28 protein-coding genes are annotated in these 26,689 nt (G+C 61.5%); 24 read left to right on the top strand and 4 right to left on the bottom strand.

Going from position 1 to position 26,689, the window contains the following annotated elements; all coding sequences use genetic code 11:
* Positions 1-332: 332 nt before the first annotated feature.
* Entirely contained in the window at positions 333-1,277 is a 945-nt protein-coding gene (locus tag JN280_RS03980) for a LysR family transcriptional regulator (RefSeq protein WP_202310215.1), read from the bottom strand.
* A gap of 89 nt (positions 1,278-1,366) precedes the next feature.
* Between JN280_RS03980 and uraD the strand changes: the two genes are divergently transcribed.
* Genes uraD through JN280_RS03955 form a run of 5 tightly spaced genes read left to right on the top strand, consistent with a single transcriptional unit; the run spans position 1,367 to position 5,469 of the window.
* Positions 1,367-1,939, top strand: coding sequence for a 2-oxo-4-hydroxy-4-carboxy-5-ureidoimidazoline decarboxylase (gene uraD / locus JN280_RS03975; RefSeq protein ID WP_202310214.1), 573 nt, complete (start codon positions 1,367-1,369; stop codon positions 1,937-1,939).
* A gap of 12 nt (positions 1,940-1,951) precedes the next feature.
* Positions 1,952-2,944: a TRAP transporter substrate-binding protein gene (locus tag JN280_RS03970; protein WP_202310213.1), complete on the top strand. Its 993-nt coding sequence runs from the start codon at positions 1,952-1,954 to the stop codon at positions 2,942-2,944.
* Positions 2,945-2,948: 4 nt separating this feature from the next.
* Positions 2,949-3,434, top strand: a complete 486-nt coding sequence (locus tag JN280_RS03965) for a TRAP transporter small permease (protein WP_202310212.1) — start codon at positions 2,949-2,951, stop codon at positions 3,432-3,434.
* The gene (locus JN280_RS03960; protein WP_202310211.1) at positions 3,431-4,711 is read left to right on the top strand and encodes a TRAP transporter large permease; all 1,281 of its coding nucleotides are present in this window, start codon (positions 3,431-3,433) and stop codon (positions 4,709-4,711) included. Before JN280_RS03965 ends, JN280_RS03960 begins: the two co-directional genes overlap by 4 nt.
* Before the next feature lie 38 nt (positions 4,712-4,749).
* Entirely contained in the window at positions 4,750-5,469 is a 720-nt protein-coding gene (locus tag JN280_RS03955) for an aspartate/glutamate racemase family protein (protein ID WP_274609089.1), read from the top strand.
* A 390-nt stretch (positions 5,470-5,859) separates the two neighbouring features.
* On the opposite strand, the gene JN280_RS39145 is transcribed toward JN280_RS03955, so the two are convergent.
* Positions 5,860-6,090: a hypothetical protein gene (locus tag JN280_RS39145; RefSeq protein ID WP_210387831.1), complete on the bottom strand. Its 231-nt coding sequence runs from the start codon at positions 6,088-6,090 to the stop codon at positions 5,860-5,862.
* Positions 6,091-6,313: 223 nt separating this feature from the next.
* Here JN280_RS39145 and JN280_RS03950 point away from each other — a divergent pair, with 223 nt between their 5' ends.
* The 6 genes from JN280_RS03950 to JN280_RS03925 all read left to right on the top strand — a co-directional run bounded on the left by JN280_RS03950 (position 6,314) and on the right by JN280_RS03925 (position 11,453).
* Positions 6,314-7,084 carry an ABC transporter ATP-binding protein gene (locus tag JN280_RS03950; protein WP_202310210.1) on the top strand — a complete coding sequence of 257 codons (771 nt, stop codon included), beginning with the start codon at positions 6,314-6,316 and terminating at the stop codon, positions 7,082-7,084.
* Entirely contained in the window at positions 7,081-7,833 is a 753-nt protein-coding gene (locus JN280_RS03945; RefSeq protein ID WP_202310209.1) for an ABC transporter permease, read from the top strand. Before JN280_RS03950 ends, JN280_RS03945 begins: the two co-directional genes overlap by 4 nt.
* The gene (locus JN280_RS03940) at positions 7,812-8,612 is read left to right on the top strand and encodes a nucleoside phosphorylase (RefSeq protein WP_210387830.1); all 801 of its coding nucleotides are present in this window, start codon (positions 7,812-7,814) and stop codon (positions 8,610-8,612) included. The genes JN280_RS03945 and JN280_RS03940 overlap by 22 nt, the downstream gene beginning before the upstream one ends.
* Positions 8,613-8,635: 23 nt before the next feature.
* Complete coding sequence (locus tag JN280_RS03935) at positions 8,636-9,640, top strand: ABC transporter substrate-binding protein (protein ID WP_202310205.1); 1,005 nt, start codon at positions 8,636-8,638, stop codon at positions 9,638-9,640.
* A 39-nt stretch (positions 9,641-9,679) separates the two neighbouring features.
* A complete protein-coding gene (locus tag JN280_RS03930; RefSeq protein ID WP_202310204.1) occupies positions 9,680-10,453 on the top strand; it encodes an ABC transporter permease in 774 nt (257 codons plus the stop codon).
* Between the two features lie 82 nt (positions 10,454-10,535).
* The gene (locus JN280_RS03925) at positions 10,536-11,453 is read left to right on the top strand and encodes a helix-turn-helix domain-containing protein (RefSeq protein ID WP_202310203.1); all 918 of its coding nucleotides are present in this window, start codon (positions 10,536-10,538) and stop codon (positions 11,451-11,453) included.
* 21 nt (positions 11,454-11,474) lie between these two features.
* On the opposite strand, the gene JN280_RS03920 is transcribed toward JN280_RS03925, so the two are convergent.
* Positions 11,475-12,179, bottom strand: a complete 705-nt coding sequence (locus JN280_RS03920; protein WP_202310202.1) for an orotate phosphoribosyltransferase — start codon at positions 12,177-12,179, stop codon at positions 11,475-11,477.
* 257 nt (positions 12,180-12,436) lie between these two features.
* On the opposite strand from JN280_RS03920, the gene JN280_RS03915 reads away from it, so the two are divergent.
* From JN280_RS03915 to JN280_RS03855, 13 genes are all read left to right on the top strand, one after another.
* Positions 12,437-13,285: a dihydroorotate dehydrogenase electron transfer subunit gene (locus JN280_RS03915; RefSeq protein WP_202310201.1), complete on the top strand. Its 849-nt coding sequence runs from the start codon at positions 12,437-12,439 to the stop codon at positions 13,283-13,285.
* Positions 13,282-14,232 carry a dihydroorotate dehydrogenase gene (locus tag JN280_RS03910; RefSeq protein WP_202310200.1) on the top strand — a complete coding sequence of 317 codons (951 nt, stop codon included), beginning with the start codon at positions 13,282-13,284 and terminating at the stop codon, positions 14,230-14,232. Before JN280_RS03915 ends, JN280_RS03910 begins: the two co-directional genes overlap by 4 nt.
* Positions 14,229-15,518, top strand: a complete 1,290-nt coding sequence (locus tag JN280_RS03905) for a Zn-dependent hydrolase (RefSeq protein WP_202310199.1) — start codon at positions 14,229-14,231, stop codon at positions 15,516-15,518. Before JN280_RS03910 ends, JN280_RS03905 begins: the two co-directional genes overlap by 4 nt.
* Positions 15,515-16,600 carry a dihydroorotase gene (pyrC, locus tag JN280_RS03900; RefSeq protein ID WP_202310198.1) on the top strand — a complete coding sequence of 362 codons (1,086 nt, stop codon included), beginning with the start codon at positions 15,515-15,517 and terminating at the stop codon, positions 16,598-16,600. Before JN280_RS03905 ends, pyrC begins: the two co-directional genes overlap by 4 nt.
* A 27-nt stretch (positions 16,601-16,627) precedes the next feature.
* Positions 16,628-16,996, top strand: a complete 369-nt coding sequence (locus JN280_RS03895; RefSeq protein WP_202310197.1) for a hypothetical protein — start codon at positions 16,628-16,630, stop codon at positions 16,994-16,996.
* A gap of 96 nt (positions 16,997-17,092) precedes the next feature.
* On the top strand, positions 17,093-18,118 hold the full coding sequence (locus JN280_RS03890; protein ID WP_202310196.1) for a TRAP transporter substrate-binding protein: 1,026 nt from the start codon (positions 17,093-17,095) through the stop codon (positions 18,116-18,118).
* Positions 18,115-18,639 (top strand): TRAP transporter small permease, encoded by a 525-nt coding sequence (locus JN280_RS03885; RefSeq protein ID WP_202310195.1) that lies wholly within the window; start codon positions 18,115-18,117, stop codon positions 18,637-18,639. Before JN280_RS03890 ends, JN280_RS03885 begins: the two co-directional genes overlap by 4 nt.
* 7 nt (positions 18,640-18,646) lie before the next feature.
* On the top strand, positions 18,647-19,924 hold the full coding sequence (locus JN280_RS03880; protein ID WP_202310194.1) for a TRAP transporter large permease: 1,278 nt from the start codon (positions 18,647-18,649) through the stop codon (positions 19,922-19,924).
* Positions 19,881-20,837: an orotidine-5'-phosphate decarboxylase gene (gene pyrF, locus JN280_RS03875; RefSeq protein WP_244742925.1), complete on the top strand. Its 957-nt coding sequence runs from the start codon at positions 19,881-19,883 to the stop codon at positions 20,835-20,837. The genes JN280_RS03880 and pyrF overlap by 44 nt, the downstream gene beginning before the upstream one ends.
* A 720-nt stretch (positions 20,838-21,557) precedes the next feature.
* Positions 21,558-22,964 (top strand): tyrosine-type recombinase/integrase, encoded by a 1,407-nt coding sequence (locus tag JN280_RS03870; protein ID WP_202310192.1) that lies wholly within the window; start codon positions 21,558-21,560, stop codon positions 22,962-22,964.
* Between the two features lie 278 nt (positions 22,965-23,242).
* Positions 23,243-24,088: a type IV toxin-antitoxin system AbiEi family antitoxin domain-containing protein gene (locus tag JN280_RS03865; RefSeq protein WP_202310191.1), complete on the top strand. Its 846-nt coding sequence runs from the start codon at positions 23,243-23,245 to the stop codon at positions 24,086-24,088.
* Positions 24,088-25,002 carry a nucleotidyl transferase AbiEii/AbiGii toxin family protein gene (locus JN280_RS03860; RefSeq protein ID WP_202310190.1) on the top strand — a complete coding sequence of 305 codons (915 nt, stop codon included), beginning with the start codon at positions 24,088-24,090 and terminating at the stop codon, positions 25,000-25,002. The genes JN280_RS03865 and JN280_RS03860 overlap by 1 nt, the downstream gene beginning before the upstream one ends.
* 8 nt (positions 25,003-25,010) lie before the next feature.
* Positions 25,011-25,934 (top strand): DUF3883 domain-containing protein, encoded by a 924-nt coding sequence (locus JN280_RS03855; protein WP_244742921.1) that lies wholly within the window; start codon positions 25,011-25,013, stop codon positions 25,932-25,934.
* Between the two features lie 95 nt (positions 25,935-26,029).
* On the opposite strand, the gene JN280_RS03850 is transcribed toward JN280_RS03855, so the two are convergent.
* Positions 26,030-26,659: a VOC family protein gene (locus JN280_RS03850; protein ID WP_202310189.1), complete on the bottom strand. Its 630-nt coding sequence runs from the start codon at positions 26,657-26,659 to the stop codon at positions 26,030-26,032.
* Between the last annotated feature and the right edge of the window lie 30 nt (positions 26,660-26,689).

Below are 26,689 nucleotides of genomic sequence, written 5' to 3'. Positions count from 1 at the left end.
GCCCTTCGTGATGATCGGCGGACTGGTCCAACGCGATGGAAAGCTCATGCGTGCCCTCGACAGGGCGCGTGCCATCACGGCAATCAAGCGGGATCGAGCAGGAGGATGCCGACGTCCGCTTCGAGGGAGGCTCCGCTCTTTGATTGGACGTCGCATTTTTGGGGTGCAGAGCGCGCTCCGCGCCCCTTCAAAGTCCCTCCGCAAAACCAGATTCCACTGCCCTGGCCGCTCAGGCCTATCTTGTGAAGTCAAATGGGCAATCAGCAGAGATCTGGCAGTCCATATTTCTCCGAGAACCCGAAACCCGCTCGGCAAGTCAAGAATCTGTGCTCTCATGAACGCGCTTCGGGCAAAATCGCTCTGACTTCTTCCAGCATTTTTTGGGTGTCGGCGGCCAGCAGTTCAGCCACCGTGATCGCGATGCGCGGCAGGGCGCGACGGGAGTTTATGGCAAGAGCGATGTTTTGCAGAAGGATGTTCTGGCCGGTCACCGGGATGGCTACGAGCCGGCCTTCGAGCAGTTCCTGCGCAGTGTCGAGTTCGGAGGTTAGGGCGACGTGGCTGCCCGACACCACGAGTTGCTTCAACAGTTGCAGGGAATTGGTGACCACAGGCGGACGATTTTCAGAAAACATCCAGCCGTGCCGGGCGTCCAGGATACGACGGATCGCAAGCGCCGGGCTCTGCACCACGATGGCATGATCGCGTACTTTCGCCAGGCTGATCTGCCGGTGCTCCGCCAGCGGGTGGCCCGGTGCAACAACACAGTGCAATGGCAGTTCCGCGCTCCAGATGACGTGAACGTCCCGCGGCACGCGCAGGTTGAATGTCAGCGCGACATCCGCATCACCTGCGTCAAGCGTGGAGACCGCGTCATCTGGCGTGGCGATCTCCACATCGATGCGGACTTTCGGATAGACCTCGGCGATGTGGTGCAAAAAGCGCGGGAGGACACCGTTCACCAGGCTGTCCATCGTGACGAGCCGGACATGGCCAAGATCGACGCCTTGCATCTGCTTGACGTCCGACCAGATGCGGTTCTCGTCCGCTTTCCAGCGGCGCGCCAGCACGATGAACATCTCGCCCACGGGCGAAAGGGACATGCCGGTCGCCATACGGTCGAAGAGCCGCACACCCAGCCGGTCCTCCAAGAGCTTGATCTGCCGGTCGATGGCCGAGGCGGCGATGCCGGTGGCGCGCGAAGCGGCCTGGATCGAGCCGTGCTCGGCAACCGCCTCGATATATTGCAAACCGCGCGGGACAATATGTAGCGACATGAGCGATCATTCTAAAAAGTAGAATGCACAGTTGTCGATAATGTCATGGAATGCAATGCAGCAATGCGGCTAGCGTAAATCAGGCATAGATGGAGACGGCCAGCTACCCGATGACGTCCACGCTCGACATCCTCAACACCGCACCCCGCACCGCCGCGCTCGCGATAATCGAGCCACTGGTAGAATGTTCGCCCTGGGTCGCTGCGGCAACTGTGGATCAGCGCCCTTTTGCCTGTGACGAGGCGCTGGCCAGGGCTCTGGTCGAAACGATCCTCCGCGCCGAACCCGGTCAACGGGTCGCGCTGTTCAATGCCCATCCTGAACTGGCAGGAAAGGAGGCGGCAGAAGGGCGGATGACTGAGGCTTCGACCGGCGAACAGGGACGCCTTGGCCTGCTGGCCCTGTCGGCCGCCGAAGCCTCGCGGTTGACCCGTCTGAACGCTGCCTACCGGGCCCGCTTCAGCCATCCGTTCATTATTGCACTGCACCGCGTGGAGAACCTGCGCTCGCTTTTCGCCACCTTCGAGAGCCGCCTCGCCGCTACGCCGCTTGAAGAGCACATCACCACACTGGCCGAGATCGCCTCGGTAATCCGATCCCGTGCCACCCGCGCTTTCGGGATAGGCGCGCAGACGCCCAAGAATCTCGCCGCCGCAACCTAGGAGTAGCCTGCCATGAGAATTCTGCTGCCTCTTGTCGCCTCAACCGCCATTGCCCTTACGGCCGTCATGGCCGAAGCGAAGGACACCATCCGCGTCGCCGGCAATTTCGCGACCGAACATTCATCTTCCCTCGCCATGGTGAAATTCGAGGAGGAGCTGGAACGCCTGTCGAACGGGGAGATCGACGTGAACATCTTTCCCGCGCAGCAACTGGGCGGGGCAGCAGAGAATGTCCAGGCCGTCAAGATCGGCACGATCGAACTGATGTGGGTAGGCACTGCCTATCTGACCCGCACCGTGCCCGAGCTGGAAATCGTCGGCCTGCCGTTTCAGTTCGAAAACAGAGAACAGGCCTTCGCTATCGTCGACGGGCCGGTTGGCGCCGCGCTTGACGCGAAAATGGCCGATGAAGGAATGACCCCGATGGGCTACATGGAGCTCGGCTTCCGCCAGCTCACCAACAATGTCCGCCCGATCGCGAAGATCGAGGACATCGAAGGTCTCAAGATCCGCCTTCAGCCGAACGAGACGCATCTCGCCACCTTCCGCGCGCTTGGTGCCAGCCCGGTCGCGATGGACGTCAAGGAGCTCTATTCCGCCCTTGAACAGGGCGTTATCGATGGCCAGGAGAACCCTTTCGCCATCATCAATGTCGCTGGCTACGCTGAAGTTCAGAAGCATGTCTCGAACACCGGGCATTTCTTCGATTTCATCTCCGTCGTCGCCAACAAGAAGTGGTTCGATGCTCTGGACGCCAACAGCCAGGCCATGGTGAAGGAAGCGATGGCGACCGCCGTGGCCTACCAGCGGGAACTGGCAGCGGAACAGGACGCAGCCGGCCTCGCGCAGCTGACCGGGAAGGGTATGACCTATACCGAGGTCTCGCCCGAACTGGCCGCCGCGCTGCGCGAAAAGACTGCGGATGTTGCAGCGGACACCAGATCCCGTCTCGACCCGGAGTTGGTGAAGCTACTCAAGGATGAGATCGCCCGGCTCGGCATGTGATCAGATGGCGCTCTACCGTCCCCTGACCGGACTGCTTGCGCGCGCCGACACCGGCGCGCGTCTCCTCGTTATCCTTGGCGCTGCGGCGATGGTGGTCGTGGTCTCCGCGCAGGTGGTCATGCGCTATGTCTTCAACGGTTCCTTCGACTGGGCCGACGAGGCCAGCCGCATCGCCTTCGTCTGGACCATCTTCCTCGCCATTCCGCTTGGAATCCGCGACGGCACGCATGTCGGGATCGAACTGTTGGTGGCGCGCTTCCCTGATGGTCTTCGCCGCTTCGTTGCCCGGCTGATGTGCGCTCTCGCAGCGGTGATGATGACGGTCGTTTTCTGGACGTCGATCATCGTGGCGCTGGCGACATGGTCAGAGCGGCTCGGCGCAATCAACATGACCTCGAGCGTCTTTTTCTTTCCCGTGATCCTTGGCGCGCTGCATGCGGCGCTGCATCTCGTCCATCTCGCCCTTTTCCCGGCGGAACCTCGCATATGAGCCTCTTCGTCATCGCCACTTTCCTGTTGCTTGCGTTCCTCGGCATGCCGCTCGCCTTTTCGCTCGGCGTCGCGGCGCTGGCGGGGCTGTGGCTGGCGGGTTTCGATCTGCTGGTACTGCCGCCCCGGCTGATGAACGCGGTCAATTCCTTCCCGCTCATGTCGATCCCACTCTTCATGATCGCGGGTGAACTGATGCTCAAGGGCGGGATTATGGACCGGCTCGTCGATTTCTCGAACGCCTTCATCGGACGGGTGCGCGGCGGGCTGGCGCAGGTCACGATCATTTCCGGAGCCGGGCTCGCCTCCGTTTCGGGCGCTGCCGTGGCGGATGCATCGGCGCTGTCGTCCACTCTCGTTCCATCCCTGAAAAAGCAATACGGTCTCGGCTTCTCGACCGGGATCGTCGCGGCAGCGGCAAATCTCGGGCCGATCATCCCGCCTTCCGGGGCGATGATCGTTTATGCCTTCATGGCAGGGTCAAGCGTTTCGGTCGGCGGCATGTTCATGTCCGGTGTGGTTCCGGGGCTAGTCCTTTTCGCCGCCTTCATGCTTCTGTGCTGGCTCATCGCGTGGCGACGGAACTATCCGCTGGCCGGTCGACCTATCACGCTGTCGAACATTCTGCGCGAGACGCAGCGCAGCTTCATCGTCTTCCTGATGCCGGTCTTCGTCATCGGCGGTATCATCGCCGGGGTGTTCACGCCAACCGAGGGCGCGGCGGTCGGCGTCTGCTACGCCCTCTTCCTCGGGTTTTTCGTCACGCGCAAACTCAAGTTCGCAGACCTTCCTGAAGTGCTCCTGAGTGCTGCGAAAACGTCTGCGCTCGTCGGCGCGATGATCGCGTTTGCCTCCACCGTGACCTTTCTGTTCACCATCGACCTCCTGCCGATGAAACTTGCGTCCTTGATGCAGGGAATTACGGACAGCCCATTCCTGTTTCTTTGCCTGATCGCGCTCATGTTGCTGGTGGTCGGCATGTTCCTGGAGTCGAACGCCGCCTACATCATGCTCGTGCCGCTCTTTCACCCGATTGCGTTACAATACGGGATCGATCCGTTGCATTTCGGCTTTCTCTTCGTACTGAACCTGGTGATCGGGATGCTGACTCCGCCTGTGGGCGTGGTGCTCTTCGTCGTCTGTGGTGTTACGGGCGTCAGGATGGGCGAGCTTGTCCGCGAAAGCTGGCCTTTCATCGCCACGATGTATGCGGTGCTGCTGCTGTGCATGATTTTCCCGGGGATCGTGACATGGCTGCCGGAAAGGCTCGGCTACTGATGCGGCTGCTGCTGCTCAACCCGAACACGACGTAGGCGCTGACCGACAGGCTTGCCGCCTCGGCCAGGTCCGTGCTGCCGCCGGACGTGGACTTGCTGCCCGTCACTGCGCGCGAAGGGTTCGCCTATATCTCGTCGCGCGCGGAGGCCGAGATCGCCGGCGCTGCGGTCCTGTCGATGCTCGCAGAGCGGATCGGCAGTTTCGACGCGGCCGTGATCGGCGCCTTCGGCGACCCCGGCCTCGGAGCGGCGCGGGAACTGTTCGACCTGCCGGTCACGGGCATGTCGGAGGCCGCAATGCTTGCCGCGCTGGCGCTCGGTCAGCGCTTCGCCTTCGTCACGTTTTCTCCCCGGCTCGCGCCTTGGTATGAGGAACAGGTGACACGGACTGGCATTGAACGCCGCTTCGCGGGAACCTTCACCCCGGACGCCGATTTCGGCTCCATCTCCGACGTGGCGCAGGATCTGAGGCGACCGCTGGCAGAAACATGCCGTCGCGCTGCCACCCGCGCCGATGTTGTCATCCTTGCTGGCGCCCCGATCGCGGGACTTGCCAGCGACATCATGGATGAGGTTCCCGCCGTGTTGCTGGACCCAATTCAGGCGGCGGCTCTGCAGGCGCTCGCCCTCCATCGGCTTCGCCCGCTGGGCGCGAATGCTGGCAGTTTCGCCCGCCCTCCGGCGAAAGAGAGCACTGGTTTGCCGGAACCGCTGTCCTCATGGATCGCCCGGAAGCCCTCGGAAAAAGGCAAAGAATAGTATCGCGCGCGTGGCTACGGGACTATCAGGTCGACAGGGCGCGTTGCCGGACCAATGACGGCCTTCACGGAGAATTGTGCCTTGGAGGCCTGCATTGGATCAAAACAGCAAGGCAGGGAGTTCCGCGGAAAGTCCGCTCTCCGCTTCGTGGAATTGGGCAGAGTTCCAGCGTTCGGCACGTGCTTCTCCACGACAAGACCTGAAGCGGCTTTAGCTGATACTGTAATCTTCGGGCGCGACGCTTGTCTCCGTCAAAGCCGTCGGGGTGGAGGCAAGACATGATTGCTCCTTCCATCCAATACTGCCGCTTCCCAGGGGTCAATAATCTGAGAGGTCATCTTGCAAGGGAGCGCGGCTGACCTTCCCTCTTGGGGTGCCGATGGGACCCGTTCAAACTTCGAGGATCACCCTTTCCTCAACGTAGCGCGAACCGGGCGGCGATAACTGCGCGGTGTCGGCCTTGGTGTTTAAGTGCAGGAGGTGGGCGCGGTGAGCGGCCTTGAGGATGGTTGATCGATAGCGGGACGGGTTGCTGTACTCGACGGATGCAAGAAGGCTCCGAACGTCCAAGGGACCGGGCACGCTGTACAGAACCGCCAGCGTCTTGTCCTGTGCGGACAACGGGGCGAGGACTCGCGTTAGGCCGCCCACACGCCAGAGGATTGACAGGCTTCGCTCAGTCAAGCTCGCGACCACTTGTGGGCGGCTATCTTGCCGATGGAGACTAGCGAATCCGCAACCGCCGGGGCTATCCGGGGCCCGCTGCTTTCTGTTTGACTCTGGCTCAAATCCCTGCGAGCTTCTTGTCTCATTCCTGAGACAAGAAGCTCGGTAGTCAAAAAAATTGCAACAGGCGTCCGAATCCCCGGTCCTCGTCGGCGTGGAAGCGCTGACAAAAATCTACCGAACGAGAGAGGGCACTGAGGTCGAAGCTCTCTCTCCAGTGACGTTGGACGTCCGCCGAGGCGAACTTATCAGCCTTATCGGCCCCTCGGGTTGCGGAAAGTCGACGCTGCTGCGGCTGCTGGCTGGGCTGGAGAAGCCGTCTGGTGGGCAGATCCGCTGGCGGGACGGCGCGCCTTCCCGGGGAACTGACATCGGCTTTGTATTCCAGGAGCCCGTGCTGCTGCCGTGGCTCAGTATTCAAGATAACGTACGTTTCCCTCTCGACGTGTTCAGCATCGCCAAGTCGGAGGCGAACGAGCGGGCGGCCTCAATGCTCGCCCTTGTCGGGTTAAAGGATTTCGGCAAGGCACTGCCCAAAGAACTGTCGGGCGGCATGCGCCAGAGGGCGTCGATCGCGCGCGCTCTGGTCTATCATCCGCGGCTCGTCCTCATGGATGAGCCATTCGGCGCCCTTGACCTCCTCACCCGTGATAGGATGAACGACGAACTGCTCCGCATAAAAACGGAAACTGCCGCGACAATCATTTTCGTGACACACTCGATCGACGAGGCCGTGTATCTTTCGGACCGCGTCGCCGTCATGTCGCCGCGCCCGGGCCGGATCAGTGCGCTGCATACGCTCGATTTCGGCGGAGCCAGGAACGAATCCGTCAAGGACTCCCCCGACTTTCATCGCTGGCTGTCCGTGCTGCGGCGTGAACTGAAATGAACAATCGTTCCCTCCGCGCGGTTTTCATGATTGCGACGCCGCTCATGCTGGTCGCCGTGTGGTGGGCCTATGTGCGCCTCTTCAAGATACCGCGTTTCGTGCTTCCACCTCCAGCGGAGGTTGGATCGGCCTTCGTGGCACTATTTCGCGACGGCGCGATCTGGCCGCATCTGACGCACACGCTGGGTATCATCCTGGCTGGATTCGCAATCGGATCGGGACTGGGCTTCGCGCTCGGTTTCATGCTGGGCAAGAGTCCACGCGTCGAAAGGATCATCGGCCCCTATCTCTTCGTCTTTCAGACGGCACCCAAGATCGCGCTGGCGCCTCTGTTCATTCTCTGGTTCGGGCTCGGACTAACGTCGCAGATCGTGCTGGTCGTGTCCCTGGTCTTCTTCCCCGTGATGGCCGGCACCATCCTCGGCCTGCGCTCGGTCCCCGCAAATTTCGGCTTCCTGGCGGAAGTCCTGCACCTGACGAGGCGTGACCGCCTCGTGCGCATCGAGCTGCCCTCCGCCGTGCCGGAGATCTTCGCTGGCCTCAAGGTCGGCGCGGTGCAGGCCACGATCGGCGCCATTCTGGCTGAATGGCTCTCAGGTGGCCAGGGACTCGGCTATCTCATGGTCTTCGCCGGCACCACATACAAGACGCCGATGCTCTTCGCGATGGTGCTGATCACCTCGTTGCTGGGTATCCTGATCTACCAGGCTCTGGCCGGCCTGGAGAAATGGCTGCTGTCATGGCGATGACCGACAGATCTGCGGAGTGGCCATGGCGCAGCGGCGTCCCGCCCCACCTGCCGCGCCCAGCCTTGATGCCGAAAGCGTTCCTGCTGCCGGGCGATCCCCGTCGTGTCGATTTTGCCGCGTCGGTGCTCCGCGACTTCGCCATCGTCGGCCAGAACCGGGAGTTTCGGCTGGGCTGCGGCTATTTCGGCGACGTGCTCATCGGAGTGTGCTCGACCGGTATCGGCGGGGCTTCCGCCGAAATCGCAACGGTCGAACTCGCCGCCATGGGAGCGACGATCTTGATCCGAACTGGTGGCTGCGGGGCGCTGGCCGACGACCTGTCGCTCGGGGATTTCCTCATCGCCGATGAGGCAGTCCGCAACAGCGGCGTCGCCGCCGTCTATGAGCCGGACAGGACCCGGCCGGTCCACGCCGATTCCTCCGTCAGCGAATGCTTGATGGACACATGTCGGTCTCTCGGGCTGAAGGGCCGCCGCGGCCGATGCCTTACCGCCGATGGCTACTATCGCGCGCAGGGCCGCCCGACAACCGCATCCGGTCGGGGAAAGCCGGCGTTGCTCGACAGCTTCGCGACAGCAGGTGCCGACGCCGTCGAAATGGAGGCCGAGGTGATCTTTGCAGTGGCATGCGCATGCGGCGTGCGTGCGGGCGCGATCCTGGCCGTTCACGCTCACAGGCGAAGCGACGGCTGGCTCGAAGACTACGAACCAACGCAACGCAACCTCCTACGCGCCGGCGCGCAAGCCGCTGCGGCCGTGGTCAAGACATCCGATCAATAAACAAATCGACAGAGGAGAATGCCATGAGAATTCATGCAAGACTCAAGGCCGCGCTGACCATTCCGCTCCTGATGCTGGCGCTTGTCGCTGGCGCCATCGTCGCCAAGGCGGATGACAAGGTGACCATACAGATCGACGGCGCGGCGGTGCCTTACTACCTGCCGCTCTACGTCGCCCAGAAGGAAGGCTACTTCAAGGAACAGGGACTGGAGGTCGAGTTTCTCTACGCAAACGCAGCGGACATCCTGAACAACGTCGCGGCCGGCAATGTCCAGTTCGGCTTTCCCAATGGCGACGCAGTCATCTCGGCTCGTGCCAACGGCATTCCAGTGAAGGTCGTCCATTCGACCTATCAGCGCGGCATCGGCGCGGTGCTGTTCAAGAATTCGAGCGGCATCAAGTCGCCCGCCGATCTGGTCGGCAAGAAGGTGGCTGTCACCAGCTACGGCAGCCCGAACTACATCCAGCTCCAGGTCATGTTGAGCCAGGCCGGCAAGTCCATCGACGACGTCAAGGTCGAGATCGTCGGCACCGGCGCGATTCTGGACGCGTTGAAGTCGGACCAAGTCGACGCCATCGTCTTCTCGATGCTGCGCTACTACGCGCTGAAGGCCGAAGGCGTGGATGTCGGCATGATTGCTTCGGACGATTTCCTGCCGAGCCACGGCAATGTGCTCGTCACGTCGGAAAGCTATCTCGCCTCCAATCCGCAGCAGGTGAAAGGCTTCATCGCCGCGCTCGACAAGGCGCTGAAGCATATCGTCGAGGGCGACGTCCAGAAGGACGTCCAGATGGCGATCGCCGATTACGCGCCGACTTTCGCGCCGCAGGAGAAGGTCGTGACTGAGATCATCAAGGAGGTCTTCATCAAGACGCTGTGGCAGAGCGAGGACACGCAGAAAAGCGGCTTCGGCTACGGCAATATCGCCGCGTGGCAGAAGACGATCGACATGGCCGCCGAATACAAGGCAATCCCCGAAGAGTTTCCCGCTGCCGACCTCGTAGTCGAGAAGCCGTCCGGGCTCTGAAGCCAATGGCGCTCCGGCCAGAGGCCGGAGCGCCCGGAGATGATCACTTTGCGCACGGCTGTTTCGCTTCTGGTCTTTATTGCGGCATGGTGGCTTGCCGTGGCGCTGTTCGGTGTGCCCGAATACCTTGTGCCGTCGCCGCCTACGCTTGCCTCCAAATTCTGGTTCCTGGCTACACAAGCCGGGCTGTTCGGTCACGTACCAGTCACGCTGATCGAGATCGTGGCCGGCTTTGTCATCGGAGCCGCGATCGGCATCGTCATGGCGGTGCTGTTCGTTCGTCTTCCGCTGCTCGAAATAGTCCTGGACCCGCTCATCATCTTCGTGCAGACGGCGCCGAAGATTGCCATCGCCCCACTTCTCCTGCTCTGGCTCGGGCTGGGGGCGACGCCGAAGGTGGTGCTGGTCGCAATCGTCGTCTTCTTTCCCGTGCTGTCCAATATGATCAGCGCCCTGCGTTCGATCGACCCCAATTTGCTGGCACTGGCAAAGATCCTGCGCATGAACGGATGGAGTCGCTTGTGGCGCATCGAGCTGCCACAGGCATTGCCACTGCTGTTCACCGGCATGAAAGTCGGGGTTACCTTGGCAGTTACTGCGGCGGTGATCGGGGAACTGATGGGCGCGCGAGCTGGCCTCGGCTACCTCCTGAGCCTCGGACAAGAGACAGCCGACATCGGTTTGGTGCTGGTCAGCGTTATCCTCCTGTCGCTGCTGGGTTACGCTCTGTTCCTGGCCGTCGACTATGCGGAGAGGAGGATGCTGCGGTGGCATGAAAGTGCGGCCGCCCGTGAACGTCTCGCGCTTGAGTGAAGCTGAGAGGAAACTTTGCAACCTGCCCCGATTTGCGCTAACTCCGTCTAAATAATGAGACAATGGCGATTTGGGAGGTGTGATGGCGAGCCAGTTCGAGGAAATCGGCCGACGGCTGAAGGCCTACCGGATGGGAAGGGGTCTCACAGCCGACGCGATCGCTGACGATTTGGGTATTTCGCGCGCGGCCGTGTACCGGATCGAGACCGGAGGGGTCGTCAAGATTGAAACGCTGGAGCGGCTGGCCGGCGTGCTGAACACCACGGTGGCCTCGCTGCTCGGGGCGGGGGTTGAGTATTACGCCAATCCGATCAGCTATTTCGAGCGCATGCGCCAGGTTGAAGCCGACGCGGATCAGGTTGTGGCGCATTTTCCGCCCTTGTCCTACCTGCTCACATCCGACGCGTTCTCCAGTTACCTGAAACGCACCTTGCTTGAATCCCTGCCGTCGCATCTCAGCGGCAAGGCCGCCGAGCGCGATATCGACACGATCATCTCCATCCTCGACGAACGCAAACAGTCGAGTCAGCAGCGGCGCCTCAGCGTGGTCAACTTTGTAAACCTGCTGGAGATCGAGCGCTGGCTGAAGCTCGGCATCGTCGGCCGGTTCGATTTGTCCGGCGCCGAATTGGCGGAGCGGCGCAAGGCGGCGCGCGACGAGGTCGAGCACCTGATAACCCTGATCGAAAGTGAGCCGATGGGAATTCAGATCGGCCTTATCGAGGAGGTGCTGCCCAACACGGCTTTTCAGCTCTTCCGAACCGCCGAGAAAACCTATCTCGGCGTCAGCCCGTTCCGGCTGGGCGGCGACCTGCCCAATATCCGCTCCGGCGTGGCGATGATGACGGCCGACGTCGAGCCGGTGCGCCTGTATGAGACACTTGTCGACGATCTCTGGCAACGCGCGCGCAAAGGTAAGGACGCGGCCGAGCTCCTGCATAAAGTGCTGGCACGGTCAGCGATAGCGCCCGCACCCAAGAAACGCGCGACTGCCGAGTGAGCGATAGGCGACGCGTCGCTTTTAGCCTTCCTTGCCGAATTCCGAGATGCCGCCATGCGCGGCGGACCATTTCGCCGGCTCGTTCAGGAATCGCTCCACCTCAGCCAAGACCTTTGGTTCGAAATGGCCGCTCGATTTCGCAACTTCTAGCACGTACCACCAGGTGGTGAGGTAGTGGAGATGAACGCCCAGTTCCTCCATCAACTCTCGGCTCTTGGGGAAAATGTCGTAGTAGAACAGCACGAAGCAATGGTCGACGTGGGCGCCAGCATTACGCAACGCTTGGCAGAAGTTGACCTTGCTGCGCCCGTCCGTGGCCAGATCCTCGACGAGCAGCGTCCGGGCGCCCGAGGCGATCTCGCCCTCGATCTGTGCGTTGCGGCCGAAACCCTTGGCCTTCTTTCGCACATACTGCATCGGCAGCATCAGACGATCGGAAATCCAAGCCGCGAAGGGGATGCCAGCGGTCTCGCCGCCTGCCACACAGTCGATTGATTCGTAGCCGATGTCGCGGACGATGGTTGCCGCGGCGAAGTCAATCAGCGACGACCTCAACCGCGGGTACGAAATGATCTTCCGGCAATCGATATAGACCGGGCTCGCCCAACCCGAAGTGAAGAAAAACGGCTTCTCGTCGTAGAAATGGACCGCCTTGATTTCGAGCAGCATCTTGGCGGCTTCCCTGGCGATCGTCTCCTTGTCGACGGGCGTGTAGAGGCTTGGCATCGGTCGTTCTCCACGGCTGTGCGTCGGCATTCACCGGCACGGTGTTGTCAGAGGTGGGCGCTTGTCGGGTGCAAACGGCCTCTTCTGTCTGCGATGCGGCCGTCCGTCAACGGTGATTTCATGAATTGCGACAAATCTCCACTGTGAGGAACGATATCAGAAATGATGTGATACGTAAAATTATCTAAAAAAAGAGACTACATATTGCAAATGAGATTTGGCTATGTCAGTTTCGCCTTTTTCGCGGTGGCTCCAGGATGCTCCAAAGGTCGGGACAGCAAGTCGAAACGGGAACTGTCAAGCAATGGCAGCCGAAGGCTGCGTCTGAGATCGCGACAGTCGTCGCAAACCAGGCGATCGCGGGCGATTATCGGCACCTCGCCCTGTCGTGCGGACCGCTCGCCGCCGGCGCGCAGCCGGGGCAGTTCTTCCAACTGCTCTGTCCGCAACCGCCGGGCGAAAAGCCGTTCCTGCGCCGCCCCATGAGCATATACGCGACAACTACGGCTCCCTGTCGGATCGAGTTTCTGTACAAGATTGCAGGAGCTGGGACACGCGGGCTGGAGACGCTCGACGTCGGGGATTCGATAGATGTCTTCGGCCCTCTCGGCGTAGGCTTCACCCTCGATCGGCAATGGCGCCACATCGTCGTCGTGGGGCGCGGCGCAGGCCTTGCCACGCTTGCTCCGCTGGCCCGCGCTGCCGCTGATGTGGGTATCCACGTGACGGCAGTTCTGAGTGCGCGCCGCCCGGATCTCCTGGTTTCGGTCGATCTGTTCCACAACTATGGAGCGGACGTCATCGGTGTTACGGACATGGAGGCGACCAGCGGTCCCGCCAATGTCGAGAAGATTCTGCGCGGGCTCATCTCCCGACAAGCCTGTGACGCCTTCTTCACTTGCGGCTCGTCGCGGCTGATGCGTGTCCAGCAGCGCCTTGCGGCCGAGTTCGGGATTCCTGGTCAGGTTGCACTGGAGCAGCAAATGGCTTGCGGGATCGGCCTTTGCTATTGCTGTGTACGCGACTTCAACGTCGAGGGCGAGATCCTGAGCCGGCGCGTCTGCTGGGATGGTCCCGTCTTTGACCTCGCGGAGGCGATGCCATGAGCGTCGACCTTTCCGTCAATGTTGGTTCGTTGCGCCTCCGAAACCCCGTCATGCCCGCGTCCGGCACCTTCGCCGAAGGCCTCGACCGAGTGATCGATTTCGACAGGTTGGGGGCGCTGGTCACCAAGACCATCACGCGCGAGGTCCGCGCCGGCAACCCGCTGCCGCGTGTGGTCGAGCAGCCGGATGGCATGATCAATTCGATCGGCATCCCATCCAAGGGATTGGATCACTTCGTCGAGCAAACACTTCCCCTCTATGCGCGCCATTCGACGCCTCTCGTGGTCAGCATCTCGGCACCGACGGTGGAGGGTTTCGCTTCGCTGGCAGAGGCGGTTTCGGTGCCGGGCGTCGCGGCGATTGAGGCCAACATATCCTGTCCCAATATCGAGGAGGACGGAAAGGCCTTCGCGATGAGTCCCGACTCGGCCGCACGTGTGACTGCGGCCCTGCGTCAGGCGACGACGTTGCCGGTTTGGGCGAAACTCACCCCCAACACCGGAGACATCGCTTCGGTGGCACGCGCCGCCGAAGACGCCGGCGCCGATGCCCTCGTCGTCGCCAACACCATCCTCGCTATGGCCGTTGACTTGGAGACGTTCAGGCCATGCCTTGGCAATATCATGGGCGGTCTTTCGGGGCCTGCGGTGAAGCCGATCATCCTTCGGCAAGTCTACCAGTGTGCGCGAGTGGCAAACATCCCGATCATCGGCTGCGGCGGTATTTCCAACGCGGAGGACGCGGTGGAATTCATGCTGGCCGGGGCGAGTGCCGTGCAGATTGGCACCGCGACCTTCATCCAGCCGGACGCGATGCTTCGCGTGATCGAGGGACTCGAGCAATTCTGCATGCACAGAGACATAGCGAGGATCAGCGATCTATCCGGAGCTCTGCTTGTGGAAGAGAGCGACGAGCCCGACATGGCATGGATGGAGCCCGCGCAATGATTGCAGCGGCGGCTCGCGATCCCGACTGCAGGCCAACCGAGCGCGATGAGGTGGCGGGCCTTTTCGACGCGCTCAGGCGGGCGGCATTCGATGGCGTCGGTATCAGTCGTCTCGCCTATACCGAAAAGGAATCCCAAGCCCTCGACATGATCGAGGCGGAGGCCCAGCGCATTGGTCTTCACACCGAGCGCGACGTTGCTGCCAACCTCGTTGCCACGCTTCCCGGTTTGGAAGACCATCTGCCCTTCATCGCCTGCGGCTCACATGTCGATTCGGTGCCGCAGGGCGGCAATTTCGACGGGGCCGCCGGCGTGATCGCGGCGCTCACCGTCATGCGCAGGCTGAAAGCGGTGAACGCGCCATTGCGCCGAACCATCAAGCTCTATGCGCTACGGGGCGAGGAGAGCGCCCGGTTCGGCAAGCCCTATCTCGGGTCAAGTTGTCTCTTTGGAAAGCTGACGCCATCCGACCTGGGCACCAAGGCCGAGAATGACGGTCGTCAGTTGCGCGACTGCATGCGCGGCGTCGGGATCGACGTCGACCGGATTGCGGCGCGCGAAGTCTTGCTTGACCCGAAATCAGTCGCTGCCTGGGTCGAACTCCATATCGAGCAGGGGCCGGTGCTCGCCGCGCGCAACCTCCCGATCGGCATCGTCACGGGCATTCGTGGGAACATCAGGCATCGCGCCGTCGAATGCATCGGCCAGGCAGGTCATTCCGGCGCCGTGCCAAGATGGCTGCGCCACGACGCGGTGTTCGGGATGTGCGAACTGATCACGCATCTCGATGCGCACTGGCGAACGCTGCTCGAGCGTGGGCACGACCTGGTCCTCACGTCGGGCATCGTCGCGACGGATGCGAAAGTGAATGCCATCGCCCGCATACCCGAACTTGTCCGTTTCGCCTTTGAGGTGCGCAGCCAGAGCAAGGCCACACTCGATGCGGCCTACGAACTCTTCCTGTCCGAATGTGCCGCCGTCTCGAAAGAGCGCGGAGTCACCTTCCGTTTCGACGAAAAGGTGGAGGCCGCCGGCGCGGCGATGGATAAGGAGTGGGTTGAGCGATTGACAGCGTCGGCAGCCAGCCTGCACTTGCCCTCGGAGGCGATTGCCAGCGGCGCGGGCCACGACGCCGCGGTATTCGCGAATGCAGGCGTTCCAAGCGCCATGATCTTCGTGCGCAACCAGAACGGCTCTCATAATCCGCGCGAAGCGATGGACCTGCCCGACCTGATTGCCGGGATCGATGTGATGCACGCCGCGATCCGAGAGGCGGCGATGCAATGAACACTGAAAAGATGTTTGGTCAGCTTGGAGCCAGCGCCGTTACGACCCTGACGATCAGACGTCCGGATGATTGGCACGTCCATCTGCGCGATGGCGACATGATGAAGGCGGTCCTGCCCTTCACGACGTCGCAGTTCGCCCGCGCCATCGTCATGCCAAATCTGACTCCGCCGATCACGACCGTGGCAGCCGCTCGGGCATACCGTGACCGCATCCTGGCCGCGCGACCGGAAGGGTCGGACTTCACGCCATTGATGACCTGCTATCTGACGGAAGAGACGTCCGCCGACGAGGTGGAAGCCGGGTTCCAAGAGGGCGTCTGGGTGGCGTGCAAGCTTTACCCGGTTGGCGCAACCACGAATTCCAGTCATGGGGTGACGGACCTCGCCCGGATCGGACCGGTGCTGGAGCGGATGGAGAGGATCGGAATGCCCGTTCTCATCCATGGCGAGGCGACAGACCCGGCGGTCGACATCTTCGACCGCGAGAGCTTCTTCATCGAGAACAGCCTGCAGCGACTCATCAAGCGACATCAGGGTCTCAAGATTGTCCTCGAGCACGTCACGACGGTGGAAGGCGTGGCCATTGTCCGCGAGAATGCGACCCGTATGGCGGCGACAATAACGCCCCACCACCTGGTGCTGAACCGCACGTCGCTCTTTCAAGGCGGCCTGCGACCCAATTTTTACTGCCTGCCAGTCGCCAAGCGCGAGCACCATCGCCAGGCACTGAGGCGCGCCGCGGTTTCCGGCGAACCTTGCTTCTTCCTTGGCACGGATTCGGCGCCGCACCTGCGGGAGGCCAAGCAGGCAGAGTGCTGTTCGGCCGGCATTTTCTGCGGGCCCACCGCTCTCCAGACCTATGCACAGGTCTTCGATGAAGAGGACTCCCTTTGCAGACTGGAATCCTTCGCGTCCTGCAACGGGCCAAGCTTTTACGGCCTGCCGGTCAACCACGATACGATCACGCTGCACCGACGGCGCGACCTCAGCGATCGCTCTCTACAGGTCGGAAGGAGTGAAGTCGCGAAGTTTCGTGGCGGTGAATGGCTGGCCTGGTCCATTGGAGAAGTCAGTGAGTGACGATCCGCAACTGGAAGGGATTGCAAAATGAACACCGAACGAGCCGCGGACGTTGAATGCGAAATCCGGTCGCAGCAGAAATTTTCGGATCTGTTGCAATGGTTGGAGATGCAGAAAGGCGGCGTTGCCACCTTCTACGAGTTCCAGCATAGATCTCTCGCGCTTCGATCCCAGGATGGCCAGCATGCAGGTCTTCTGAGACTGTTGGCTGACCTGGCCGGCCGCTTCGCCGACCTGTACGATGGAGAACCGCTGGATTTGTCCACCGCAAACCAGGCTGTGTACAGTCTTACCGGCTACGTTCGCGAAGCCACCCAACTCAAGCCCGGCGAAGCTGGAGAGCTATTGGAACTGATGAACAGAATCGGGCTCGCGGAACTCGTGCCGGCCGACTGATCGGATCGTCAGCTACCTTCCGAACGGGCGTTGACAGGGTCCTCAATATATGGATCATTTCTCAAAAATTAGACAATCATAAAGAGGGTGAACACAATGGTATCTAGAAGGACAATCCTGCAGTCGGGGACGCTGGCGGCCGCCGTGGCTATCATGCCGAAGGTCGCCTTCGGCCAGACTGCGAGGTATCCGGTCAAGGTCGCGCATCTCGAATCGCCGGCGCAACCGCGCCACAAGGGTCTGGAGAAAGTCGGGGCGCTGGTGAAGGAGCGCACAGGTGGCGAGGTCGAGTTCACACTCTACCCGCAGTCTCAGCTCGGCAATGCGCGCCAGATGATTGAGGGCACACAGTTCGGCGCCATCGAATGCACCGTCCAGCCGGCCGCCTTCCTCGGCGGTTTCAATCCGGTCGTGTCGGTCCTCGACGTTCCCTACCTCCTGCCAACCGATCGCGAAATGTCGCAGAAACTGCGCGAAGGCCCGTTCGGCCAGGCGCTGCTCAAGAGCTTCGAGAAGCGCGGACTGCACGCGCTCACCCAATGGCCCAACGGCCGCAAGAGCCTGACATCGAACAAGTCACTCGACAATCTGGTCGAACTGGCGGGCCAGAAGTTCCGGGTCATGGACTCCAAGATCCTTATCGATCAGTTCGCCGCCTTGGGCGCCACCGCCGTCGCCATCAATTTCGGCGAGCTCTACACCTCGCTACAGACCGGTTTGGTGGACGGCCAGGAAAACCCGCTCGATACCATCACCACCATGAAGTTCCATGAGGTCCAGAAGAACCTCGTGGTCACCGAGCATGGTGCGATGGAAGATTTCGTGCTGTTCAACCCGACCTGGTGGCAGGCGCTACCGGATGGCCATAAGGACGTCATCGCCAAGGCTTTCAACGAGGTTCGTCCCGAGGTCGAGAAGATGAAGGAAGAGTCGGCCAGCACCGCGCTTGAGGCCATCAAGGCAGCTGGTGTCAATGTGCGCGTCGCCAACGAGGCCGAGCGTGACAAGCTACGCGATGCAGCCGCGCCGAAGGCCCGCGATGCCTATATTGCGCTCGCCGGTGCGGAAGGCGAGGAAGTCCTCAAGATTTACGACGCCGAGTACAAGAAGTTCGCTGGATGATGGGCGCGCGCGTTGTCGCCGCCCTCAGGCGCGTGCAGGCCGTGCAGGGTGTCCTGCTCGGCCTGCTTATGTTGGCCACGACCTTCGGCTACGCGGGCAACGTCTTGGTGCGCGAGATCATGCCTTCACTCGCGCCGCGGCTGGCGTGGATTGACGAGATCTCCTTGTTCGGGCTGGTCTGGATCGTCTTCCTGGCGATCGGCTTGGCGCTCGAGGGCGGCCGCCACATCGGCATGCGCATGCTCCTCGACCGGATGCCGCCTCCCGCCCAGCGTGGTGTCAAGACACTCATCAACCTGCTCGGCCTGGTCTTCAGCATTTACATGGTCAAGGTGGGCTGGGAGATCACGCTCTTCGTAGCGCGTAGTGGTCAGGCAAGCCCGACCCTCGGCTTCTCGGTAGCTTGGCTTTACTGGGTTATGCCCGTCGGGTTCCTGCTGATGGCGGCGCAATATCTGGTCGAACTGTTCGGATGGTCGGACCGCTTCGCGCGCGAGATCGATCCCATGCATCACCTGTAGCGATTCCATGGTTGTCTTGCTCTTTTTTCTTGCGGCGATCCTTCTCGCGCTAGCCGCCGAGATCTTCCTGGTTCTCGGTATTCCGGCGGTCCTGACAAAGTTCCTGATGTACCCGATGATGCCCGATCTCATTATCGGGCAGCGGCTGGTTGGCGGCGTTGAGGTCGTCACGCTCCTGGCGATTCCCTTCTTCATCTTCGCCGCCGACTTGATGGCGCGAGGCCGCATGGCAGGGCAGCTTGCCGGCCTGTTCCGGGCCCTCGTCGGCCATCGCCAGGGCGGGCTCGGCCATTCCACGGTCGTTACCTGCATGGTATTCGGCGCCGCAGCCGGCTCGGCTCCCGCCACCGTGGCGGCGATGGGGCGCGTCGCCTACCCCGAACTGAGGCGTTCCGGCTTCAGCGAGCGATTCAGCCTGGGGCTCATCGCATCCAGCGCCGAATGTGCGCTGCTTATCCCGCCCTCCATCACCTTCGTCGTCTACAGCTGGCTGACCGGCACCTCCATTGCCTCGCTGTTCGCGGCCGGCATGATGATCGGCGTCGTTCTCGGCCTCGGCTTCATGGCGCTGGTCGCGTATACCGCCTGGCGCAAGGGTATCCCCGGCGTCGAGCGCGTTGGCTGGCGCGGCAGGTGGTCTGCCTTCGTCGACGCGTTGTGGGCACTTCTGATGCAAGCCATCATCCTCGTCGGAATCTTCAGCGGCATCTTCACCGCGACCGAGGCTGCGGCTGTTTCAGCAGTCTACGCGGTTATTGTGGAAGTCTTCATCTTCCGCTCGCTGTCCCTGCGCAAGGTCTTCTCGATCGCGCGTGACAGCGCTGTCTCGACCGGCGTGATCTTCATCCTGCTCGCGATGGGTGCGCTTCTCGCCTATTTCATCACACTTGCAGGGTTCGACCGCACATTGCTCGCGCTGATCCAGGACAACGACGTCAACTGGGTGGTGTTCATGCTTTGCGTGAACATCCTGTTTCTGGTCTGCGGCATGTTTCTCGATCCGAACTCGATCATGGTCATCTTCCTGCCGACGCTGTTTCCCGTTTCAACCGCTCTTGGAATCGACCCGATCCATTTTGGTATGATCGTAACGCTGAATGTCTGCACCGGGATGATAACGCCGCCGGTTGGACTGGACCTGGCTGTAACCTCAGCGACCCTCGGACGTCCGGTCGAACAGGTCGTTGCAGGAATCATGCCGTTCATCGCCGTCAACCTGCTGGTGCTTGTGCTAGTCAGCTATGTCCCATGGTTGTCGACATTCCTTCCAAATCTCCTGTTCTAGTGAGGACCGAGTGAGACCGTCAGCAATATTCCAAGGAGGTTCGGAAACAGGACAGCGGCCATCTCCACGAAGCTTTGCGGAACGATTTGTTGAACTGTCCCAGGAGCGCTCCCCCCTTTCTCTCGGACTCGATCCTTCCGAGGACCTCATCCGGCACTGGGGGCTCAACGACACGGTGGAGGGAATGCGCTGGTTCTGCGAAACGGTGTTCGATGCAGCGAGTGATCGCATCTCGGTCGTGAAACCACAGTGCGGCTTCTTCGAGCGTCTCGGCCCCGGCGGCATGGAGGTCATGGCGAGTTCCATCGCGCGTGCGAAGAGTCAAGGGTCTCTCGCCCTGATTGATTGCAAGCGAGGTGACTTCTCCAGAACCATGACGGGATATGCGAGCGCGATGCTCGGAGAAGATAGCGGCTTCGGCGGTGATGCAATGACGGTAACGGCTTACCTTGGCCTCGATGCGCTGCAACCGGTGTTCGACAGGGCGGTACATTGCGGTGCAGCGGTGTTTGTGGTGGTGCGCTCGTCAAATACGGATGGCCATTCCCTGCAGAAGGCCAGTCACGGCGACGGCCGAACCGTAGCGGAGACGCTCGCCGACTCCATCACCGCCATCAATGCAAGATCGGGCAAGACGGTCGGACATGTCGGCGCTGTCATTGGCGCGACGATCGATCCAGCGGACAATACCATCCTCGATCGCCTACCCCCCTCACTCGTCTTGGCGCCGGGGGTCGGTGCCCAAGGCGCCGAGATCGCGGATGTGAAAGCAAAATTCGGCAGTGCGATCCAAAGGACGATCCCATCGGTCTCGCGCGCGATCCTTAAACACGGGCCAAGCGTCGCTGGACTGAAGGAAGCGATCGACCGCTACAGAGATCAGGCCTGGGCGGCAGTCTGTTCAACTCCATAAAGCTGCCGGTCGGCTTGGGACGATGCGCGATTCCATTCCCGCCCTTCTGCGCGCGGAAAAGGCCACCAGTTCCTGCTGTATGGCGACTCGTGCTCGGGCGTGCCGCATGCCTTGCACGAACAGACCTTCGCCTCGGTGAACGCCGTCGTCAGGCGGCTACGTCCACGGCCCGAGTTCATTCTGTTTCCGGGCGATGAAATCATCGGTCTCGTACCGGATGCCGCTACCCTGCGGAAACAGTGGCGGCATTGGCTCGACACGGAAATGGGATGGCTTGATCGGACAAAGACCCCGATCTGGCACACCACCGGCAACCATACGACCTACGACACCATGAGCGGAGGCTGTGTTTCGTGAACTCCTCGGGCTTCCGGGCAACGGACCACCAGACCAGATCGGCCTCTCCTATTTCGTGCGGCGCGACGATCTTTTGATGGTCTTCGTCAACAGTTTTCGGCGGTTGGGGCCGCACACTTCGGATTAGTCTGCGGAGGCTGGCTAGGATATTGAAAAGATGGCGCACCCGACAGGATTCGAACCTGTGACCTCTGCCTTCGGAGGGCGCTCCATCGCTTTCGCCGTGGTACGCTGCGACATCCGAAACTACCACGAAATCAAGGATTTATGGATTCGTACACCGCCGACTGTATCCGTTTCTTGCCTTGAGCTTGACCCCGTTTGGTTGCATTATGGTTGCAACTGCCCAATCGCGAGAGAGACATGCCCAAGCTCACCAAACGCGCAATCGAGAGTTTTCGGCCGGATGGCGCCAAGACTGGAACCCTCTACTGGGACACCGAGCTTAGAGGGTTCGGCGTCAGGGTGTTCCCGTCCGGACGAAGGACATTTGTGGTCAAGTTCCGCACCCGCAGCGGACGCCAGCGGTGGCTGAGGATTGGCACCTATGGTCCGCTGACTGCAGAGCGGGCACGCGACCTCGCCAAGATCGAACTTGCCAAGGTCGTGGAAGGCAAGGATCCCGCGACGCTGCGGCATGAGCTGCGAAATGCGATGTCCGTCTCCCAACTCTGCGACCTCTATATGGAGGCAGCCACGGCTGGCTTGGTTCTGGGCCGCAAGGGCTTACCCAAGAAGAAAAGCACGTTGTCAACGGATCGATCCCGCATCGATGCACATATCAAGCCACTGCTGGGACAGCTCAAGGCTAAGGCAGTTACGCGAACAGACATAGAGTTGTTCAAGACAGGCGTCGTGACCGGAAAGAGCATCAGGGACGAGAAACTCGGGCCACGGCGCCGGTCGATCGTGAAAGGCGGCAAGGGTGCGCTAACGCGAACGTTGGGGCTGCTTGGCGCTATCTTCGCCTGGGGCATCGATCACGGGCATGTCGAGCAGAATCCCGTACGCGGGGTTCGCCGTTTTGCGGACGCGCAGAAGAAGGCACTCCTGACCGGCGATCAGTATCGTGCATTGGCAGATGCCCTTCGCACACTCGAGCAGAAGCGGGACCGCAACGGAGCACCCAGGCACAGCCACATTGGTATCGCCGCCATTCGCTTCATTGCGCTGAGCGGCGTCCGGCGTGGCGAATGTCAGCAGCTCAGGTGGGATGAAGTAGATGCTCTGGGAACTTGTCTCGCCCTCGGCGACACCAAGACCGGCGCATCGTTACGGCCGCTCAGCCGGGCTGCATTTGCAGTGATAGATGGTTTGGAGCCGATCTCAGACCATGTGTTCGCTGCTGGGCCTGAGCAAAAGGGTTACCAAGGGCTGCCTGGTCTTTGGGAGACGGTTCAGAAAACGGCACGCCTTTCGGCCGAGACCGCAGCAAAGCGTTGCGGCGAGAAGATCCCTGAGGCTGGCCCGCTTGACGCTGTGACCTTGCACAGCCTTCGCCACAGTTTTGCGGGTATTGCGGAGCAGCTCGGTGCAACACTCCCGACCATCGCTGCGATGCTGGGTCATCGGGTAAACGGGGTGACTGGTGGCTATATCCTGAAACGCGTGGACAGCCTGCTGATCGAGGCGGCGAACCGAGTGGGCGATCACATCGCAGCGCTGATGCGTGGCGAGGCGCCGTCCGCACAAGTGATACAGTTTCGCCCTAGAAGCAGGAGCGTGGGCCCGCTCGCCGAAACCAGCTTATCGAATGGAATTTCAAAATGAGGGGCAAGCCCGGAAGCGATATTCTGTCCTTGGTCCATAAGGTTGTGGCAGAGCTTCACAAAGCTGATCTGGTAGATGAGTCAACGATGCGCGAGTTTGATCTCATGTGTCTTCCGATAGCCAAGCGGCCAAACCTTGTGGGCGTGCGATCCTTGCGCCGACGTCGCCAGGACAGAAAGCGCTTAGTTTGACTGGTGTTAAGTTTACTAACCAGTATGACGCTAACTGACATATCTTCAAACTGGCGCTTGGTTTGAATATGCGCTAAAAAGCTCACCATGAGTGAGCAAAAAGCAGGAAAGCTGAAACAGCTCGAGCGCCTCCTCCCAGAGGGCCTGCTCGTGGACTCTGCTTGGCTTTCCGCTCGCGGCTACTCCACCTCCCTGCGCACCAAATATGTCTCCTCGGGCTGGCTCGAACAGCCGGCACGCCGGGTCTATCGACGACCGCGCGGACAGCTGAGCTGGCAGCAGGTTGTCATCTCGCTGCAGACGCTGCTCGGCCATCGCCTTGCCGTCGGTGGCCGGACGGCCCTCGAACTGCTGGGCTATGCCCATTACCTCTCGCAAGGCAGCTCTGAAATCCACCTTCACGGGCCGACGAAACCGCCGAACTGGCTCGCCACGCTGCCGCTTGGGGAGCGGTTTGTCTACCGCAACAGCGTGCCGCTCTTCGGGAGCGACCTTGAGGAGGTTACCTTCCCTCTCCTCGTTCCGGATCACGCCGGCAAGCAGGACGGTCGATCTGTCCAGGATGCCGGATTGCGCTCGCTTGCCTGGGGACAATGGGATTGGCCACTGACGGTTTCGGCACCTGAACGTGCAATCCTCGAGCTTCTCGACGAACTGCCAGATCATGAAAGCTTCCATCAGGTTGACGTGCTGATGGAGGGACTGAGCGACCTTGCTCCGCGGCGGCTGCAGAAGCTGCTTGTCCGCTGCCGAAGCGTGAAGGTGAAGCGTCTCTTCTTCTTCTTTGCCGATCGGCATCGCCACGCGTGGCTTAAGCACGTCGAACGTGCAGCGATCGACCTGGGTTCGGGCAAGCGCATGCTGGTCAAGGAAGGGAAGTTCGATCCCGCTTACCAGATCACCGTGCCGAAAGAGCTGGACGAGGCACGCTGATGGCTTTTGCTGATGCCTACCGCAACCAGGTCGCGCTCCTGATCCGCACGCTGCCTTCCGTCGCGGCGGAAGAGTGTTTCGCGATGAAGGGCGGCACGGCCATCAATCTCTTCATCCGCGACCTGCCTCGGCTCTCGGTGGATATCGACCTCACCTATCTGCCGGTTCAGGATCGCAGGACCTCGCTGACCGCAATCGATGTGGCGATGCTGCGCATCGCCGAGCGCATCACCGAAGTTGTCCGTGGCGCCCGCGTCGCACCTTCGCGCTCGCGCGAGAATGTCGTCACCAAGCTCGTCGTCCGCGGCGATGGCGCGCAGATCAAGATCGAGGTCACGCCGGTCCTGCGGGGCTGCGTGTTCGAGCCCGAGATGCGTCCGGTCTCACCCAGCGTCGAAGACGAGTTCGGTTTTGCGGAAATGCAGATCGTCTCCTTCCCTGATCTCTACGCCGGGAAGATCGTCGCCGCGCTCGACCGGCAGCATCCGCGCGACCTGTTCGGCGTGCGCGATCTCCTGGCGAACGAAGGTATCGACGAGGCGCTGCGCCTGGCCTTTCTCGTCTACCTCATCAGCCACGACCGCCCCATGGCCGAGGTGCTGACGGTTCGGCGCAAGGACATCAAGGCTGAGTTCGAGCGCGGCTTCGTCGGCATGACGCGGCAAGCGGTCGAACTCGACGATCTTCTGGCGGCTCGTGAAGCTCTGGTCAGCGAGATCGTCGGCTCGATGCCCGATGCTCACCGCCAATTTCTGTTGGCGTTCGAACAGGGCGCGCCCGATTGGTCCGCTATCGGCCTGGGTGCCGCCGCCGATCTGCCCGCCGTGCGATGGCGGCAACAGAATCTCGATGGCTTGGGTGCCGAGAAGCGCGGGACGTTGGTGAAACAGCTTGAAGAGGTCCTAGCCAGATAGGCGAAACGATGGCGGAGATGGCCGGTGACTGGACCGATGAGCAGAACGACGCGATCGTCGCGGACTACTTCGCAATGCTCGCCGACGACCTCGCCGAACGGCCCTACAACAAGGCCGAGCACAACCGGATGCTGCAGGCGGTGATCGGCCGGCCACGCGGTTCGATCGAATACAAGCACCAAAACATCAGCGCAGTGCTCAAGGGGCTTGGGGAGGACTGGATTCCCGGCTACAAGCCCGCCTTCAATTTCCAGATCTCACTCGTCGATGCGGTCGTGCGCTGGCTCGATCGACATCCGGACTGGCTCGCGCGGGTTGCGCGGGTCGGAATTGGCCCAGCGCCATCGACGCTTCAGGAGGAAGCGATCTTGTGGATCGGTCCGCCGCCGACGCACAGCAATGCGCCTCCCCCTGACGAGCTCGAGCAAATGACCGCCATCGCCCGGAAGTATGACGTCGCCGAGCGAGACGTCCGCAACCGGACGCTCGGTCGCGCCGGCGAGGAGCGTGTCCTCACCCATGAGCGCGCCAGCCTGCTCGCTGCCGGCCGGACCGATCTTGTAGAACGGGTCCGATGGGTCTCACATGTCGATGGCGACGGCGCTGGCTATGACATCCGGAGCTTCGATACGGACGGCAGTGATCGGCTGATCGAGGTGAAGACGACCAATGGCTGGGAGCGCACGCCGTTTCACATCACGCGCAACGAACTCGCTGTTGCTGAGGCGCATCGCAAGACTGGCGGCTCGTTGGACTATGGAATTTCTCCCGCGAGCCGCGGGCGTTCGAACCGCGGCCGCCGTCGGAGGCGCGTCATTGATGGCGGTCAGCTATCAGGCGAGCTTCTTATAGGTGGGCCGACTGCGGAGCGGCGGCTACGAGGCTTGGAATGCCAGAAGCGAATCTTAAGGCTCCCTGAGACATCGAAGTGACCCGACTCACCGCAGTCGTTCGGGTCTTTTGCAGGGCGCCCCGAAGAAGGCTACGGAGATGGTACCCGAATGCTCGACCCTACTAGAAGCTGGTCTCAGAGTGGCAGCGCCTTCCCAGCCTGCTCCGCCACCATATAGTCGGCGTACCAATCCGGCCAATTCTCGTCACGCTGCCCGCCCGTCCTCTTTTCGTGCTCGCCGTGCGCCTCCGCCGCACGCCGGAGTGCAGCTGCAAGGTCCGTCGACGAAGCGAATGTGGCGTTGTCGGCATCCACGCGTCCGGGTAAGCGTGCGGTGACCTCCTGGAAAAGCCAGCCGTTCCCATCGGGATCGCTGAACGAAGCCCAGGAGGCATAGCTCCGCCGGGTTGGTTCCGGACCGCTGACGCGGTTGTTGCCGGCATAGTGGTAGACCTCGCTTACCTCGACACTACGTCCGGCGAACTCGGCGCGCGCTGCTTCGATGTCCGAGACCACGAGGTACATGCCCGGTGTCACGCCCTGGCCGAAGATTATCGAGCACGGCGACCCCGGAGGCGTAAACTGCATGACCCGAAACCCATCGCCGGCGAAATCGGCATCGAGCCTCCAGCCGAGGCTGTCGTAGAAACGCTTGGCTAGGTCCACATCTGAGACGGGGATGACCACCACCTCCAGCTTCATGTCCACTCCTCGCTTGGTCGAGGTCCGAATCGCAGCTTCGCTGCCACCGGGAATGTCGTTCATCTTCCGTCTCCCAGGAATAGGTGGCGTTCG

Source organism: Mesorhizobium sp. L-8-10, assembly GCF_016756635.1.
Lineage (GTDB): Bacteria > Pseudomonadota > Alphaproteobacteria > Rhizobiales > Rhizobiaceae.
The sequence above is the reverse complement of the archived record's forward strand: the minus strand, read 5'-3'. Positions and strand labels throughout refer to the sequence as shown.

Coding starts and splice junctions, on each gene's coding strand:
- JN280_RS03980 (WP_202310215.1), bottom strand. CDS start 1,277: ATGTCGCTACATATTGTCCCGCGCGGTTTGCAATATATCGAGGCGGTT.
- JN280_RS03935 (WP_202310205.1), top strand. CDS start 8,636: ATGAGAATTCATGCAAGACTCAAGGCCGCGCTGACCATTCCGCTCCTG.
- pyrC (WP_202310198.1), top strand. CDS start 15,515: ATGAACACTGAAAAGATGTTTGGTCAGCTTGGAGCCAGCGCCGTTACG.
- JN280_RS03925 (WP_202310203.1), top strand. CDS start 10,536: ATGGCGAGCCAGTTCGAGGAAATCGGCCGACGGCTGAAGGCCTACCGG.
- JN280_RS03850 (WP_202310189.1), bottom strand. CDS start 26,659: ATGAACGACATTCCCGGTGGCAGCGAAGCTGCGATTCGGACCTCGACC.
- JN280_RS03865 (WP_202310191.1), top strand. CDS start 23,243: ATGAGTGAGCAAAAAGCAGGAAAGCTGAAACAGCTCGAGCGCCTCCTC.
- JN280_RS03910 (WP_202310200.1), top strand. CDS start 13,282: ATGAGCGTCGACCTTTCCGTCAATGTTGGTTCGTTGCGCCTCCGAAAC.
- JN280_RS03870 (WP_202310192.1), top strand. CDS start 21,558: ATGCCCAAGCTCACCAAACGCGCAATCGAGAGTTTTCGGCCGGATGGC.
- JN280_RS03970 (WP_202310213.1), top strand. CDS start 1,952: ATGAGAATTCTGCTGCCTCTTGTCGCCTCAACCGCCATTGCCCTTACG.
- JN280_RS03920 (WP_202310202.1), bottom strand. CDS start 12,179: ATGCCAAGCCTCTACACGCCCGTCGACAAGGAGACGATCGCCAGGGAA.
- uraD (WP_202310214.1), top strand. CDS start 1,367: ATGGAGACGGCCAGCTACCCGATGACGTCCACGCTCGACATCCTCAAC.
- JN280_RS03860 (WP_202310190.1), top strand. CDS start 24,088: ATGGCTTTTGCTGATGCCTACCGCAACCAGGTCGCGCTCCTGATCCGC.
- JN280_RS03885 (WP_202310195.1), top strand. CDS start 18,115: ATGATGGGCGCGCGCGTTGTCGCCGCCCTCAGGCGCGTGCAGGCCGTG.
- JN280_RS03855 (WP_244742921.1), top strand. CDS start 25,011: ATGGCGGAGATGGCCGGTGACTGGACCGATGAGCAGAACGACGCGATC.
- JN280_RS03960 (WP_202310211.1), top strand. CDS start 3,431: ATGAGCCTCTTCGTCATCGCCACTTTCCTGTTGCTTGCGTTCCTCGGC.
- JN280_RS03945 (WP_202310209.1), top strand. CDS start 7,081: ATGAACAATCGTTCCCTCCGCGCGGTTTTCATGATTGCGACGCCGCTC.
- pyrF (WP_244742925.1), top strand. CDS start 19,881: ATGTCCCATGGTTGTCGACATTCCTTCCAAATCTCCTGTTCTAGTGAG.
- JN280_RS03880 (WP_202310194.1), top strand. CDS start 18,647: ATGGTTGTCTTGCTCTTTTTTCTTGCGGCGATCCTTCTCGCGCTAGCC.
- JN280_RS03915 (WP_202310201.1), top strand. CDS start 12,437: ATGCTCCAAAGGTCGGGACAGCAAGTCGAAACGGGAACTGTCAAGCAA.
- JN280_RS03930 (WP_202310204.1), top strand. CDS start 9,680: ATGATCACTTTGCGCACGGCTGTTTCGCTTCTGGTCTTTATTGCGGCA.
- JN280_RS03905 (WP_202310199.1), top strand. CDS start 14,229: ATGATTGCAGCGGCGGCTCGCGATCCCGACTGCAGGCCAACCGAGCGC.
- JN280_RS03940 (WP_210387830.1), top strand. CDS start 7,812: ATGGCTGCTGTCATGGCGATGACCGACAGATCTGCGGAGTGGCCATGG.
- JN280_RS03890 (WP_202310196.1), top strand. CDS start 17,093: ATGGTATCTAGAAGGACAATCCTGCAGTCGGGGACGCTGGCGGCCGCC.
- JN280_RS03895 (WP_202310197.1), top strand. CDS start 16,628: ATGAACACCGAACGAGCCGCGGACGTTGAATGCGAAATCCGGTCGCAG.
- JN280_RS03965 (WP_202310212.1), top strand. CDS start 2,949: ATGGCGCTCTACCGTCCCCTGACCGGACTGCTTGCGCGCGCCGACACC.